Raw genomic sequence first — 13,852 nt, 5'->3', positions numbered from 1 at the left:
AACCTGACTTACTTTAGTGTGAGACTCTTGATACTTTCGCTATCTGATCCGAGGATCAGCTCGCTTCCATCAAGCGCCCACACTTATCGGCTGTTAATTTTTAAAGAGCATTTCTGCGAGAAACTCCGTGTTTCTCAGCAGCGCTGCGTTTTCAGCAGCAGAGAAGCGAGATTATCAACCGTTTTTTAAAACTCGTCAACAACTTTTTTAACTACTTCGTTGCGACGACTGCGGTTTAATTTCGCGTGCACTGGAATCGATAAAACCGACTTCAACAGTACCGCTTCTCTCTTCTCCCCTCGCGCTGCGTTTCCGTTAGCGCGAAAGAGGCGTGATTCTATGCATCTGGCCCGGTCTCCGCAACCCCTTTTGTGAAATATTTTTGACATGCTATGGCGGGGACCGCTGAGCACCTCCTAGTGCTCATATATAGGCGACACGGCAGGAGCAGTCTCAGTCGCCCGCGAACAGCCCCGCCGCATCGAACGCAACCTTCCGTCGATTACCGCCCCACCATCGCCCTCACCACGCCGTCCCGCCGAATCAGCCCGTGATACAGCGCCGCGGCAAAGTGCGCGAGGAACGTCAGGAAGAACAGATACGCCAGCACCCGGTGCGCGACCCGGAGCCACGCGAACGTCACCGGATCAGCCGACACCAGCGCCGGCAACTGCACGCCGCCGCCCAGCGTCACCGGATACCCGCCCGCCGACAGCATCGCCCAGCCGATCAGCGGCATCGCGACCATCAGCGCATACAGCACGAGATGCGACCCGTGCGCGGCCACCTTCTGCCACCACGGCAGATCCTCGGGCAATGCCGGCGGCTTCGACAGAATCCGCACCACGATCCGCACACACACCAGCACCAGCACCGCCACACCGAGCGGCTTGTGAATCGCCACCAGGATTTCGTGCCGTTCGGAAACGGACGCCACCATCCCCACCCCGATGAACAGCATCGCGAGGATCATCGCGGCCATCACCCAATGCAGCACTCTCGCCGGCAAGCTAAACGTCGTCGAAGCCTTCATCATCGTCCCTCCCCACTCAATCGCGCCGCGCCTGCCACGCCAGCCTCTTCACTCGTGCGCCGCAGATACGAATCCGCATACGCGGCCGAGCGCGCCGCCAGCAACGGATCGCCCGACACCTGGATCCCCTGCGGCAGCACCGTCGGGTCGTAATTCACGTCGCGGCACGGGCCGCTGTCCTGCGCCTCCACGCGGTCGAGCACGAGCGTGCCCGCATCGATCGTCGTGCGCTGCGCGGGCCAGATCCTCGTCGCGTCGTCCACCGGGTCGCCGGGCTCCGCCAGCGTGACCAGCAGCTTCCACTTCTGCGCACCGGCCGCGATGCGCTGCGTCACGTCCTGTTGCAGCACGTTCGGATCCGCGGCCGTCGCGACGTCGCCGGCGCCGGCCGTCTGCTCCGGCACGACGCGCCACCGCACCGCCTGGCGCTTGCCGGCCGCGTCGACGAAGTAGAACGCGTTCAACCCGTAATAGCTTTCGGTGACGTAACTCGCGCTCGGTTTCGCACTCTTCACCCATTGCAGGAAGGCGGCCGCCTCCGGATGCGCACCGAAAAACGCCTTCACCTTCGCCGGATCGGGCTTGCCCGTCTTCGGATCGGGCCGCGTCGCGAGCGTCTGCTCGTAGAACGCCTGCGGCGTCGCGACCGGAAACACCGGCATCGCGTTCATCCCGGTTCGCCATTGCTCGCCGCCCGGCGCGGTGAGCTTCAGCGCGAGGCTGCGGATCGGCACGCTGCTGTCGGGCGCGTACGGATTCCCGCCCGGCAACGCGAAGCGCCCGACCACCGGCGTGCGCACCGCCTTGAAGAACGGCGCGACCGAATACGCGCTCGCGGCGCCGTTGCCTTCGAAATAGCCCGTCACGCACACGCCCTTCGCGTGATTGCGCCGGAAGCCGGGATGGATACCGCTGTTGGTCTGCAGCGCGTCGACGAGCCGGTGCGGGGTCAGGCGCGCCGGCGCGAGCCACCCGCCGGCATACCCGAACGCCGCGGCCGCGCCGGCCACCGCGCCGCCGATCACGGCCCAGCGCCACCACCCGCGCCCAGGCTCGCGCTGCGGCGAAGAAGAGGAAGATTGCTTCATGAATGCACTCCCGATCGTCAGATCATTGTCGAACGCGCGTAGGACGCCGCCCGCACCGCTTTATTCCACGAAAAGTTTTTTCCGGTGCCTGGTGGAATAATCGATGCCGGCCGGCGTCCTACGCGGCATCTACGACCCTTTCGGCAACCGGCCCGGCCATGCCCTCCACCGCCCTCGACGACGAAGCATTGCGCGAACTCATCCCTCGGCTGCGGCGCTTCGCGCTGTGGCTGGCGCGCGATGTCCACGCGGCCGACGACCTCGTCCAGTCGACACTCGAGCGCGCGCTATCGCGCTGGACAAGCCGTCGCGACGACGCATCGCTGCGCAGCTGGCTCTTCACGATCCTGTACCGGCAGTTTCTCGACGGGAAACGCAGCGCGAAACGCTACGCGTGGCTGCTCGGCCGCATCCGCGACGACGACGAAGCGCACTGGCCGTCCGCCGAACGCGAATTCGCGGCGCGCGCGACGCTCGAAGCGTTCGGCCGGCTCTCGGACGAACAGCGCAGCCTGCTGCTGCTCGTCGCGGTCGAAGGCTTCACGTATCAGGAAGTCGCCGACCTGCTCGACGTGCCGATCGGCACCGTGATGTCGCGGCTCTCCCGCGCGCGCCAGGCGCTGTGCCAGCTCAGCGACGGCGAACTTCCCGCTCCTTCCTTGCGGTTGATGAAAAAATGAACACGCCTCCGAACGAACATGACCTTCAGGCCTATGTCGACGGCCAGCTCGACGACGATGCGCGCGCCGCGGTCGAGCGCTATCTCGCGCTGCATCCGGCGCGCGCGGAACAGGTGAAGCAATGGCAGCAGGACGCGCAGCGGTTGCGGGCCGCGCTGGAGAGCGTGCGGATGCCGGCCGATAATCCCGCGCTGGACCCGGCGGCGATTCGCGGCCGGCGGGCGGAGCGCTCGCGGATGCGGTTCGCGATGGCGGCTTCGTTCATGTTCTGCGTCGGGCTCGGGACGTTCGGCGGGTGGCAGGCCCGCGGGTGGAACGCGCCGCCGCCCATTGCGCCGATGAGCGATGCGGTCGAGGCTTACCGAATGATGGTGGTCGATCAGACGGCGAAGGTCGATTACCGGCCGACCGGTGCGGGCGATTTGCAGGGGTGGCTCACCCGGCGCGTGGGGGCTGCGGCGAAGCTGCCGGATTTGAGCACGGCGGGGTTCATGCCGGTTGGCGGACGGTTGTTCACGACGGACAGCGGGGCCACGGCCGCGATGGTGCTCTATCAGGATGACGCGGGGCGGACGTTGAGCTTCTATCTCCGGCCGGCGGAATCGGAACATCGGCTGCTGCCGGCCGGGCAACGCGTGGATGGCGCGTTGCTGGCGCGGTACGGATCGGTGAACGGGCTCAACTATGCGGTGGTCGGGCCGGCCGGGAGCCTCGGGGAGAAGGCAGTCGTGCAGGCGCTCGATCAGCAGACTTGAAGTGGTACGATGCGCGCCCGGTTGGCGGTTGGTGGTGGCCGCCAGCGCCTTTTGCGGGGCGGCTCGGCGGGCTTGAACCGGTTCACGCTCACCACTCGAATGCACAGTGTTTCGACTGACTTTCCCTGGCTGTTATTCACATCGAAACCACGCCGGCGCCCTCACCTTTAAAATCACAGGGTTTCGAGTCGCCGCGGAACGGGATATCCACATCGATCATGGCGGTGCCGCATGCTGACATCGGTCGGTTCGCTCGCCTTCGGCATGCACGGCGTTTCGGGTTGTTTTGAGCGTCGATATCCACAAACCCAGGTGATTGACCGGCCGTCTCCCCGGGTTCGACTGCCTTCACCAGTTGAATGCACAGGCTTTCGAGTGGCTTGGGGTCGACGATATCCACAAGGCCCTCGACTTCCGGACGTCGCCGGCGATTTGTTCACTTCCCTCTTTCGTTGTCGGCGAAGCCTTGCCGGACAAGGCATTCAGGCCGACGAGTCCATCGAAACCGGGATCCTCACCTGTCGGATGCACAGGGTTTCAACTGGATCGGTGTGCCGGTTGTCCACATGCGGCTATTTCTTGCGCTTCACGGACGTACTACCTTCGTAGCGGTACTCGCGGGTCACCGGGCCCGCACCGTCGATGTTGGTCCACGTGACCTTGAGCCCACGGGATCGTTGATCCATTCGATCGCGAGGTAAGGCGATCGATTATCCCCGTCGGTGTCGAGCGACACGCTATCCTGGCAACGTATCTTGCATGATTCGCGTCGACGCTCACCGATCGAACGCACAGTGTTTGGATCCGTTTCTCGGGTCGGTTATCCACACAGCGCCGCCCGCACTTCGGGTCACTTCGTCCCGAATACACCAAGAATCTCTCCAGTTTCCGGCGCGATCACGTAGTGGATCGACTTCCCGAGCCGGTTTGCATTGCCCAGCCCGCGCAGGCCGGGAATCAGCTTCGCCATGAACGTGATGGTGATGACATCGTCGTCGGGCCCCGGATCCACCGTGGATGCCCTTTTGTCCGTGATGCAGATCTCGAAGTTGTGCAGATCCTGCCCGGTCGCCGCAAAGTCTTCGTAGGCCGCCTTCAGGCCGAGCAACGTCGCGGTGTTGAGCGTGACCGAACACTGGTCGAGCGTGCCGAAATTCAATGTGCTCATCGCGTTCTCCGAATCTCACCGCGTCTGGTTGGGGTTCGCGGGCGACATCTGCAGCGGCTCAAGGAAATACTGCGACTCGTCGGGAATGACGCCGTCCGCGTAACGCCGGTCTTCCCACAGCAATCGCCAGCACGTCGGGATGAGCAATCCCGGAAAATCATCCGTGAGGTTCGGGGCACGCGTGCCCCGAATGAAATAATTGAAGCAACCTCCATTACGCAAACTGGGCATGACGATCGGCATGATGCCCGGCCGCCTCGACCACTCGACGACGACAGGCTCCCAGATGCCGTCGCAAGGCACTTTGCGGCCGGTCCAGATGATCGGGCCCACCGCTTGCGGAACCGCGGGCAGCGCCTCCGGAAACACCGGGTACGAAAGCGTGTGGAAGTTGCGCTCATAGGCATCCGGGGACAACAGCCGTCTTGCCGAGCGCAGCGGTGCGAGGCTGCCGAATCGATCGCCCGAATCGAGCGGCGCATACTCCATCTGGTATTCCGATGCATGCAGCAGTCGGGCCAGCGCGTCGATCTTCGGCGGGTATGGGCCAATCTGCCCACCGCGATCCCAGTAATCGGGATGAGGGTAGAAATACGCGTCCAGAAGATGATATTGCCGGTACACGTGCTCGAACGGCCCACCGCTCCGCCAGCCGAGCCGGTTTCCACAGGCCAGCTCGGTCAGCCCTCGATCGTAAGCAGCAAGAATGTCGGCGATGATCGGAAAGTGGGTGTCCTGGATGGCATCCGGATCGTCATCGGGCCACGTGTTCACTGCATGCTCGTACGCGTTCGCGAATCGCGCAAACGCATCGCGCTTGCGCGTCCAGAACGACAGGCTCGTCAGGCGTTGAAGCAGCCAGAAGATCTTGCGCCGGGTGGCGTCGTCCGTCATGTCGTACTGCTTGAGCGTGTCCGTCACGATTGCTCCGTTGCGCTCATGTGGGCGTGTCGTCGCGGTCCAGGCCGCTGCGCTTCAACACCTCCCGCAGGCATACCGGACACACACGCTCACCGGCGTCCCACAGCCTCACGAACGTCGCCCGATCGTCGATGCGGAACGTCGATTCAACGATGTCGATATCCGGCCCGAGCACCTTGCGCAGAAACGCTTCGTCGAACCAGTGCTTCGGTTCGTGCTTCATGCTGCCATCCGTCACCTCCACGACATGGCAATCGTCGCGGATCACGTCGATCGACAGGATCGCGGCTTCGATAGCCGGCGACGTGCGCGTCGGCAAGATCAATCCGTGTAGCTCACATTGCGCGTGATTCGACGGCCATTTTGCGTCCGCCGCGACAACGGACGTATCGAATGCCTGCCCCTTCGTCGTCGGCTTATAGGGCGCCTCGCCCGAGCGCACGAGCAGCTCGTCCAGGCATGCCGAACACATATGCTCCCGCAAGCGCTCCAGCGCCGCAATCTTCGGAAACGCCTTCACGTGCGCAACGTTGTCGACGAAGGTCGCATCGACCTCGTGCGCGTCGAGTTCGGCGCGCAGCATCCACATTTCACGGCTGTATTTCGGCCGGTCGAGCGAGACCTTCACGAGTTCGCCTGACAGGAATTGCCCGCGCTGCAGGATACGCGCGGCGATGCCCGTCGATGTCGTGATCCCGTTATCGTATCCGTGCCGATGACACATGATCGGTCCCATTACCGGCTCCGGTTGCGGGTAGCACTCGTGGCGCCCGGGTCTTGCTTCGGTTTCATCGTGTCGCTCGTCGTTATCGATGGCTACGTCATCGCGTTGCCTCGCGTGATTCAGTCATGCCGTTCGATAACGTATTGCGCCGGCCCGCGCCATGCAACCGAACGGTACCCGCTTCGAACGACGCCGATCTCCCGGTAATACTCGATATCGGGGGCGCGTCGAGCCGGGTCAACGAAGAATCAGTCATGTGCCGCGAGCCCGTTCGCCGTGCCTTTGCATTCTGGATGCCGGCGATTCTACAGACATGAAGGCTCGCGCATCGCTCGAGCGCTTCACAGAGTTCCGCTTCGTTCATCCGCCCGCTGCACGCAGTGCATATCCTGAGCGAATCACAGTCGACGGACTGTGCTTATCCAAAGGTGTTAACAGGGTTCGTATATATACGTAGTGATAGTTAACAAGCCCTGTGCGTCACAGTGGATAACCTCTGTAACGCACTGAATTCTCAGCGCGAAGCGAAATGCATAACCCTGGGTGCGCGACGTGAACAGCGCCCGGCAGCACAGAACAACTTTTCGTCGATTCACAGCCGCGCCGACATATCCTCAATCGCTCCACTGTGAATCCAGAGGCTTGCCGGATGGTTATCCAGAGGGCAATGTGGATAACACAGCAGCACATCGACACGTTTTGCGGTGATGCGAACAGATGAAGCCAACGCTGCCGGCATCGCCACGCAGCGTCGATCGTCAGCCCCCGTGCGGCCATTTCAAAAAATTTTCACGAAGGGGCTTGTGCTCCCCCAAAACCCTCTCTATAATTCGCGGCTTCTTAGGCTCGTAGCTCAGTTGGTTAGAGCACCACCTTGACATGGTGGGGGTCGTTGGTTCGAATCCAATCGAGCCTACCAACGAACAAAATGAAGGGGTCCGGCAGCACAACTTGCCTACAGGCAACGCGGCTCGCCAAACATACAAACGCCACGCGGCAACTTCGCGTGGCGTTTTTCTTTTCCGGTCCGAAACAACGCATGAAGCCCCGATGCGTTGCGCGATACGCGGCCCGGCATCGCATCGTCATCGACAATCCGATCCGCCACACAACTGCCGCTGCACGGCGCGTAGAATCGTGTGCGCATCGACGCGGCGGCTTCGCCCGTCGCCCGATTTCCTCTGCATCAGAACAACGACGCGCGATCCGCGCAGCTGAGAGCACACATCATGTCCGAGGTCACGACCGCCGCGTCGTCCGCAAGCAACGACGAAATAGCCGCTTACGTCGGCCCGAAAGCCGCCTGGTACGCACGAAAATGGGAAATTGCCGAATCGCGCAAAAGCCGGCTGTCGTGGAATTGGGCCGCGTGCGTCCTGGGCCCGGTGTGGATGGCGTATCGATGCATGTACTGGCAGGCGGCCGCCGTGCTCGCCGTCACGCTCGGCATCACGCTGGTCGAGTTGCTGTACTTCCCGGGATACTTCGAATCGAGCATGCTCGACCCGGCCACGATTGCGATCGCGGTCTCGCTAGGCTGGTGCGGGAACAGCCTCTACAAGCGGCACGTCGAACGCCAGATCGAAAAACTGCGGCCGAACGCGACGTCCCGCGAATCGTTTCTCGCGCTGCTCGAGGCGCAAGGCGGCACGAACTGGCTGGCGGCGGCCGGTTTCGCCGTCGCGACGCCGCTGCTCGGCGTACTGCTGTTCATGATCGGCAACGCCGGAGGCGCGATGTACTGATCGCGGTCGCCGGTGATCGGCAACGCAGGGCAGCAAGAAGAGGGCGGACGGCGCCGTCGCCATGCATCCACACGGCACACGGCGCATGCTCGCGCCGCCCTCAATGCAGATGCTTCAATTTGTCAGGATTGCGCACGACATAGATCGCGACGATCTTGCCGTCGTCGATTTCGAGCGCCGTCGTCTGCAGCTCGCCGTCGGCTTCCAGCGTGACGAAACCCGGCAGCCCGTTGATGAACCCGGCCCGCACGAGCTTCGACGCATGCGTCGCGAACAGCTCGGCCAGGTACGCGTGCACCCGCATCACGAGTTCGAAGCCGAACACCGGCTTGCCGGCCGCCGTGCGCTTGCCGCCGCCGTCCGAATGCAGGCTCACGTCCTCGGCGAGCATCGCGCCGAGCGCGCGCATGTCGCCGCTGCGTGACGCCGCGAAGAATGCTTCGGCCAGTTCGATCCCGCGCTGCTTCTCGACATGAAAACGCGGTCGCGCCTCGCGCACGTGCGTGCGAGCCCGCGCGGCGAGCTGCCGGCACGCGGCCGGGTCGCGCTGGATCGTCGTGGCCACTTCGTCGAATTCGAGGCCGAACACGTCGTGCAGCAGGAACGCCGCCCGTTCGAGCGGCGAGAGCCGTTCGAGCGCGAGCAGCAGCGGCAGCGTGACGTCGTCCTGTTCGTCTTCCTCGACGACCGGCTCGGGCAGCCACGGGCCGATATAGGTCTCGCGCTGGTGCCGCGCGGACTTCAACTGGTCGAGGCACATGCGCATCACCATGCGGCGCAGGAACGCCTCGGGCACGCGCACGTCGGTACGGTCGACGTCCATCCAGCGGATGAACGCCTCCTGCACCATGTCCTCGGCATCCGCGACGGAACCGAGCATCCGGTACGCGACGCGGATCAGCGTGCGGCGCAGCGGATCGAAGCTCGCCGCCGCGTCGGCCCGTTCGTCGGTGCTGCCGGTGGCCGGGTCGAGGTTCGGCATCAGGCCACCATCTTCGCGGCGGCGGCCTTCGCGTCGGCCGGGTCGACCCACAGCCCGAAGCCGACGGCGAGCCGGTTCCAGCCGTTGATCACGTTGATCATCACCGTGAGTTTCACCTGTTCCTCCTCGCTGAAATGGTCGTTCAGCGCCGCATAGGCCGCTTCGTGCGCCGCGTGGCCCTCCGACAGCCGCGTGAGCGCCTCGGTCCAGCCGAGCGCCGCGCGCTCGCGGTCGGTGTAGCAGGGCGCTTCGCGCCACGCGGACAGCAGGTAGATACGCTGCTCGGTCTCGCCTTGCTCGCGCGCCTCGACGGTGTGCATGTTAAGGCAGTTCGCGCACGCGTTGATCTGCGACGCGCGGATCTTGACCAGCTCGATCAGCGTCGGCTCGAGGCTCCCGGCAGCGGCGACCGACACGGTCATCCAGCTCTTCATCAGCGCGGGAGCGGCGGCAAACGGATTGAGTTTCGCAGTCATGGTTCCTTCTCCTTTCGTGTGGGTTCCGCTGATATGACGAGCGAGCCCCCCGCGGGTGTGACATCGATGCAAAAAATTTTTTGCGGCCGGAGAAGAAAGCGACGGCACGCGAAGGGCGGAGCCTTTGAGCGGAGCGCCAAGAAGGACGCGATATCGACTGACGAATCGGCTGCATGACGCCGCTCCTTCGACGAACGCGCGCCATCGACCTTTCACGCATGCCGTGCCGCTGTCACCGGACGTCAGTAGTGCGCAATCGTGGGCACGCGTATTGCCTCTGTCGGCCGAACCCGGCCACGACGGCCGCCGACGGTTCGTGACGCGTGCGACGCCCCCATCGAGAATGCTTTCATTTTTCTTTCGCCTTCGTTTCATCCGAAATCCGATTCGCGACGTTCACATTTCTGGACCATACTGTTCTGCACGGGCAGATGAAGTGAAGCCGCACCAGCGGCCCGGCGCGCGCGCCGGCTGCCCGACGACGCAGCAGCAAATCGCACGTCAGCCGCGCGCACTCCAGCGCAAGGCTTTCCCTTTTCCGGCAACGCAACGCAGCGAATCGCGACGTGAACGGTAAACCGATGAGCCTCCTTGCATCACAGCTTCAGCGCCGTTACCAGGACGTGCGCGCCCACAGCATCGCATTGACCGCGACGCTATCCGCCGAAGACCAGGCCGTGCAGTCGATGCCCGACGCGAGTCCGACGAAGTGGCATCTCGCGCATACGACCTGGTTCTTCGAAACCGTCGTGCTGATGCGCCGCGTGCCCGGCTACGCGCCGTTCGACGACGCATTCCAGTTCCTCTTCAATTCCTATTACGAAGCGCTCGGCCCGCGCCATCCGCGGCCACAGCGCGGGCTGCTCACGCGCCCGTCGCTCGACGAGGTGCATGCATACCGGCAGTACGTCGACGACGCGATGTTGCGCGCGCTGGCCGGCGCCGATGCGGCGCTGCTCGATGCGATCGCGCCCGAGCTCGTGCTCGGTCTGCATCACGAGCAGCAGCATCAGGAGCTGATCGTCACCGACATGCTGCATGCGTTCTCGTGCAACCCGTTGCGGCCGGCGTTCCGGCCGCGCACCGGCGCTGATGCGGAAGGCACGCTCGCCGCGGGCGACGCCGGCCCGTTGCGCTGGCTGCCGCAGCCGGGCGGGCTCGTCGAGATCGGCCACGACGGCGATGCGTTCTCGTTCGACAACGAACGGCCGCGTCATACGGCGCTCGTGCGGCCGTACGAGATCGCGAACCGCCTCGTGACGAACGCGGAATTCGCGGCGTTCGTCGCGGACGGCGGCTATACGCGCCCCGAATTCTGGCTGTCCGACGGCTGGGCCACGGTGCAGCGGGAAGGGTGGCAAGGGCCCGCGTACTGGATGCCGGACGACGACGATGCGGCCGCCACACGCGTGCGGCGCACCTTCGGCCTGCACGGCGTCGAACCGCTCGCGCCCGACGCGCCGGTGTGCCACGTAAGCTTCTACGAGGCGGCCGCGTATGCGGAATGGGCCGGCGCGCGGCTGCCGACCGAATTCGAATGGGAAACCGCGTTCGGCGCGGACGGTATTCAACAGATGCTCGGGCACGTCTGGCAGTGGACGCGTTCGTCCTACGAGCCGTATCCGGGCTTTCGGCCGCTCGCCGGGGTAGCGGCCGAATACAACGGCAAGTTCATGGTCGGCCAGCAGGTCCTGCGCGGCAGCAGCATCGCGACGCCGCCCGGGCACGAACGGCCGACGTACCGCAATTTCTTTCCGCCGGCGGCACGCTGGCAATTCACGGGAGTGCGACTTGCGCGAGACGTCTGACCTGACGGCCACGAGCGGTGGCCTGCAACCCGCCCGCGATTCGCGGCCGAGCGCGTTCGAGCGCGACCTGATCGACGGACTGTCGCGTACGCCGCGCAGCATTCCGCCGAAATACTTCTACGATGCAGCCGGCTCCGCGCTGTTCGACCGCATCTGCGAACTGCCGGAGTACTACCCGACGCGCACCGAGCTCGGCATCCTGCGCGACCGCGCGGCCGAGATCGTGCGGCGGGTCGGCCCGCATGCGGACATCGTCGAATTCGGCGCGGGTTCGCTCGAGAAGATCCGCGTGCTGCTCGACGCGTTCGCGGGCAACTACGCGAACGCGCCGGCGCGCTACGTGCCGGTCGACATCTCGGCCGACTACCTGCACGGCGCGGCCGCGCGGCTGCGGTCGGCCTATCCATGGCTCGACGTCGCGCCGCTCGCGGCCGACTACACGAAGGCCGAGCAACTGGCCGAGCTGGCCGAAACGCCGCGTCGGCGCATCGGCTTCTTTCCCGGCTCGACGATCGGCAACTTCTCACCGGAAGAAGCCGACACGTTCCTGCGCGATGCGGCGCGGCTGCTGCGCGGCGGCGGCCTGCTGGTCGGCGCGGATCTCGTGAAGGACGAGCGCACGCTGCATCACGCGTACAACGACGCGCAGGGCGTGACCGCGCAGTTCAACCTGAACCTGCTGGTGCGCGCGAACGCGGAGCTTGGCGCGGATTTCAACGTCGATGCGTTCTCGCATTGCGCGTTCTACGACCGCGAGCGGCAGCGCATCGAGATGCATCTGGTCAGCGACGTCGCGCAGACGGTGCATGTGCGCGGCCACACGTTCCGCTTCGAAGCCGGCGAGCGCATCCACACGGAGAACTCGCACAAGTTCACGCTCGACGGCTTCCACGCGATCGCGCGCCGCGCCGGGTTCGAGCCCGATACCGTGTGGACCGACGCGGACAACCTGTTCAGCGTGCACTGGCTGCGCAGCGTCGACGACATCCGCGCGTAACGCGCGCTGCTGCGAACCGCTCGCGCCGCGGGGTGAGGGCGGTTCGCTTCTCTTGCACACCGGCGGGTGCGATCCGATCGCCGGTTTCGTGCCGAAAATCCCCTTTTTACCGACCCGATGCATCGCTGCAACGGTGTCTGGAATGCCGCATCTTCCTTGCGCCATAAGGCTCCGCGGGTACCCGTAAACGTCCGTTACCTGTCTCGCATACCCGTTTCACCTGTGTCAGCGTCCGGTGCCTAGACTCCGAACCGTAGTCACATGACGCACGACACGTGCAGGGAGTCGCGAAATGAGCAAGAAACTTATTCTCGGTGCAGTTCTCGGTGTAGCGGCGCTGGTTGCCTCGAGCGTCGCGTCGGCCCACGTCGACCTGTCGGTCGGCATCGGCGTGCCGGGCGTCTACGCGGCGCCGGCGCCCGTCTACGTGGCGCCGCCTCCGCCGGTCATGTATGCGCCGGTCGGCTATCGCGACGACGGTTGGCGCGGCGACGGCTGGCGTCAGCGCGAATGGCGCGAACACGAGTGGCGCCGCCGTGAATGGCGCGAGCACGAGTGGCGCGACCGCGGCGGCTGGCGCGGCGACCGCTGGCATTGAGCGGTCCGGTTGATCACCACAAGAGGAGAGTGATCGCATGATGTCGATTCGACCCATCAGGATCTGCGCCACCGCCGCCGTCGTTGCACTCGCAACGATCGGCAGCGCGCACGCGGCGGGCTGCATGAAGGGCGCGGTGGTCGGTGGTGTGGCCGGCCACTATGCGGGGCACCACGCTGTGGTCGGTGCGGTCGGCGGCTGTATCGTCGGCCATCACATGGCGAAGAAGCAGGCGCAAGAGCAGGCCGCGCAGCACAAGGCCGCCGCGCAGGGCACGCAGCCGGCGCAATAAGCGACCTCGTCACCGTGGCGATGCCGTGGCGTCGCTCCGGTGCTTCGTTCCCGCGTGCATGCACACCCCGGATTGATCCGACGAATGCGTGCCGCACGCGTCGTTACGATCATTTACAACGTCGTGCGGCGTGAATTTTGTGCGTTCATAAAATGCAGTCACACCAACGCGCTCCAGGGAGCACTAGATGAAACAGCAACGATATCTGTCCGTCCTGACGGCCGCGCTGCTCGCGCTCGGCTCGGTGTCTGCCTATGCGGCGGCTGGCGGCAATGGCGGGGGCAACGGCGGTGGTCATGGCGCAGGCGGCTCGGGCGGCAACGCAGGCGGCATGTCGGGCGGCCACATGAGCGGCCAGGCGCTGAGCAACTCGAACGGCATGCACGCGGGCGACCGCGACAAGGGCCTGGCGCGGGCGGCCGACCGTTCCGACACGATCGCCGATCGCGCCGGCGCGCAGCCGGGCCGTGGTCACTCGCACGCACATGGCCATACCGCGCATGCGTCGACGTCCACGCATCATTCGCATCGCAACGCATTCGGCCGCACGCTGTAAGCGCAGCCTGTGAATGCACGAGAAGGGCG

At 64.8% G+C, this 13,852-nt stretch carries 16 protein-coding genes and 1 tRNA gene; 9 read left to right on the top strand and 8 right to left on the bottom strand.

The window, feature by feature from the left end:
• Positions 1-502: 502 nt before the first annotated feature.
• Both HWW87_RS30755 and HWW87_RS30750 read right to left on the bottom strand, forming a co-directional pair.
• On the bottom strand, positions 503-1,036 hold the full coding sequence (locus HWW87_RS30755; protein ID WP_175823443.1) for a cytochrome b: 534 nt from the start codon (positions 1,034-1,036) through the stop codon (positions 503-505).
• Positions 1,033-2,121 carry a catalase family peroxidase gene (locus tag HWW87_RS30750; protein ID WP_175823442.1) on the bottom strand — a complete coding sequence of 363 codons (1,089 nt, stop codon included), beginning with the start codon at positions 2,119-2,121 and terminating at the stop codon, positions 1,033-1,035. Before HWW87_RS30750 ends, HWW87_RS30755 begins: the two co-directional genes overlap by 4 nt.
• Before the next feature lie 158 nt (positions 2,122-2,279).
• Here HWW87_RS30750 and HWW87_RS30745 point away from each other — a divergent pair, with 158 nt between their 5' ends.
• The gene (locus HWW87_RS30745) at positions 2,280-2,801 is read left to right on the top strand and encodes a sigma-70 family RNA polymerase sigma factor (RefSeq protein ID WP_175823441.1); all 522 of its coding nucleotides are present in this window, start codon (positions 2,280-2,282) and stop codon (positions 2,799-2,801) included.
• Complete coding sequence (locus HWW87_RS30740) at positions 2,798-3,556, top strand: anti-sigma factor (protein WP_175823440.1); 759 nt, start codon at positions 2,798-2,800, stop codon at positions 3,554-3,556. Before HWW87_RS30745 ends, HWW87_RS30740 begins: the two co-directional genes overlap by 4 nt.
• Positions 3,557-3,692: 136 nt before the next feature.
• Here the strand turns inward: HWW87_RS30740 and HWW87_RS30735 are convergent, their stop codons facing one another.
• The 4 genes from HWW87_RS30735 to HWW87_RS30720 form a co-directional block, all read right to left on the bottom strand.
• Complete coding sequence (locus tag HWW87_RS30735) at positions 3,693-3,956, bottom strand: hypothetical protein (protein WP_175823439.1); 264 nt, start codon at positions 3,954-3,956, stop codon at positions 3,693-3,695.
• 450 nt (positions 3,957-4,406) lie between these two features.
• Positions 4,407-4,724, bottom strand: a complete 318-nt coding sequence (locus HWW87_RS30730) for a hypothetical protein (protein ID WP_175823438.1) — start codon at positions 4,722-4,724, stop codon at positions 4,407-4,409.
• 15 nt (positions 4,725-4,739) lie between these two features.
• A complete protein-coding gene (locus HWW87_RS30725) occupies positions 4,740-5,645 on the bottom strand; it encodes an Imm72 family immunity protein (protein WP_175823437.1) in 906 nt (301 codons plus the stop codon).
• A gap of 16 nt (positions 5,646-5,661) precedes the next feature.
• Positions 5,662-6,228 carry a hypothetical protein gene (locus HWW87_RS30720; RefSeq protein WP_175823436.1) on the bottom strand — a complete coding sequence of 189 codons (567 nt, stop codon included), beginning with the start codon at positions 6,226-6,228 and terminating at the stop codon, positions 5,662-5,664.
• A gap of 983 nt (positions 6,229-7,211) precedes the next feature.
• Here HWW87_RS30720 and HWW87_RS30715 point away from each other — a divergent pair.
• Positions 7,212-7,288: transfer RNA gene (locus HWW87_RS30715), tRNA-Val, on the top strand.
• A 310-nt stretch (positions 7,289-7,598) separates the two neighbouring features.
• A complete protein-coding gene (locus HWW87_RS30710; protein WP_175823435.1) occupies positions 7,599-8,114 on the top strand; it encodes a DUF2628 domain-containing protein in 516 nt (171 codons plus the stop codon).
• 100 nt (positions 8,115-8,214) lie between these two features.
• On the opposite strand, the gene HWW87_RS30705 is transcribed toward HWW87_RS30710, so the two are convergent.
• Positions 8,215-9,096 carry a sigma-70 family RNA polymerase sigma factor gene (locus tag HWW87_RS30705; RefSeq protein WP_175823434.1) on the bottom strand — a complete coding sequence of 294 codons (882 nt, stop codon included), beginning with the start codon at positions 9,094-9,096 and terminating at the stop codon, positions 8,215-8,217.
• Positions 9,096-9,572: a carboxymuconolactone decarboxylase family protein gene (locus HWW87_RS30700; protein ID WP_011544480.1), complete on the bottom strand. Its 477-nt coding sequence runs from the start codon at positions 9,570-9,572 to the stop codon at positions 9,096-9,098. Before HWW87_RS30700 ends, HWW87_RS30705 begins: the two co-directional genes overlap by 1 nt.
• A 581-nt stretch (positions 9,573-10,153) precedes the next feature.
• Here HWW87_RS30700 and egtB point away from each other — a divergent pair.
• The 5 genes from egtB (at position 10,154) to HWW87_RS30675 (ending at position 13,823) form a co-directional block, all read left to right on the top strand.
• A complete protein-coding gene (gene egtB / locus HWW87_RS30695; RefSeq protein ID WP_175823433.1) occupies positions 10,154-11,380 on the top strand; it encodes an ergothioneine biosynthesis protein EgtB in 1,227 nt (408 codons plus the stop codon).
• Positions 11,364-12,377: an L-histidine N(alpha)-methyltransferase gene (egtD, locus tag HWW87_RS30690; RefSeq protein WP_175823432.1), complete on the top strand. Its 1,014-nt coding sequence runs from the start codon at positions 11,364-11,366 to the stop codon at positions 12,375-12,377. The genes egtB and egtD overlap by 17 nt, the downstream gene beginning before the upstream one ends.
• A gap of 292 nt (positions 12,378-12,669) precedes the next feature.
• Positions 12,670-12,975, top strand: a complete 306-nt coding sequence (locus tag HWW87_RS30685) for a hypothetical protein (RefSeq protein WP_175823431.1) — start codon at positions 12,670-12,672, stop codon at positions 12,973-12,975.
• A 37-nt stretch (positions 12,976-13,012) separates the two neighbouring features.
• The gene (locus HWW87_RS30680; RefSeq protein WP_175823430.1) at positions 13,013-13,267 is read left to right on the top strand and encodes a hypothetical protein; all 255 of its coding nucleotides are present in this window, start codon (positions 13,013-13,015) and stop codon (positions 13,265-13,267) included.
• Between the two features lie 187 nt (positions 13,268-13,454).
• Entirely contained in the window at positions 13,455-13,823 is a 369-nt protein-coding gene (locus HWW87_RS30675) for a hypothetical protein (RefSeq protein WP_175823429.1), read from the top strand.
• The last annotated feature ends 29 nt before the right edge of the window (positions 13,824-13,852 follow it).

It is taken from the genome of Burkholderia sp. BCC0419 (genome assembly GCF_902830285.1).
In the GTDB taxonomy this organism is placed as follows: domain Bacteria; phylum Pseudomonadota; class Gammaproteobacteria; order Burkholderiales; family Burkholderiaceae; genus Burkholderia.
The sequence above is the reverse complement of the archived record's forward strand: the minus strand, read 5'-3'. Positions and strand labels throughout refer to the sequence as shown.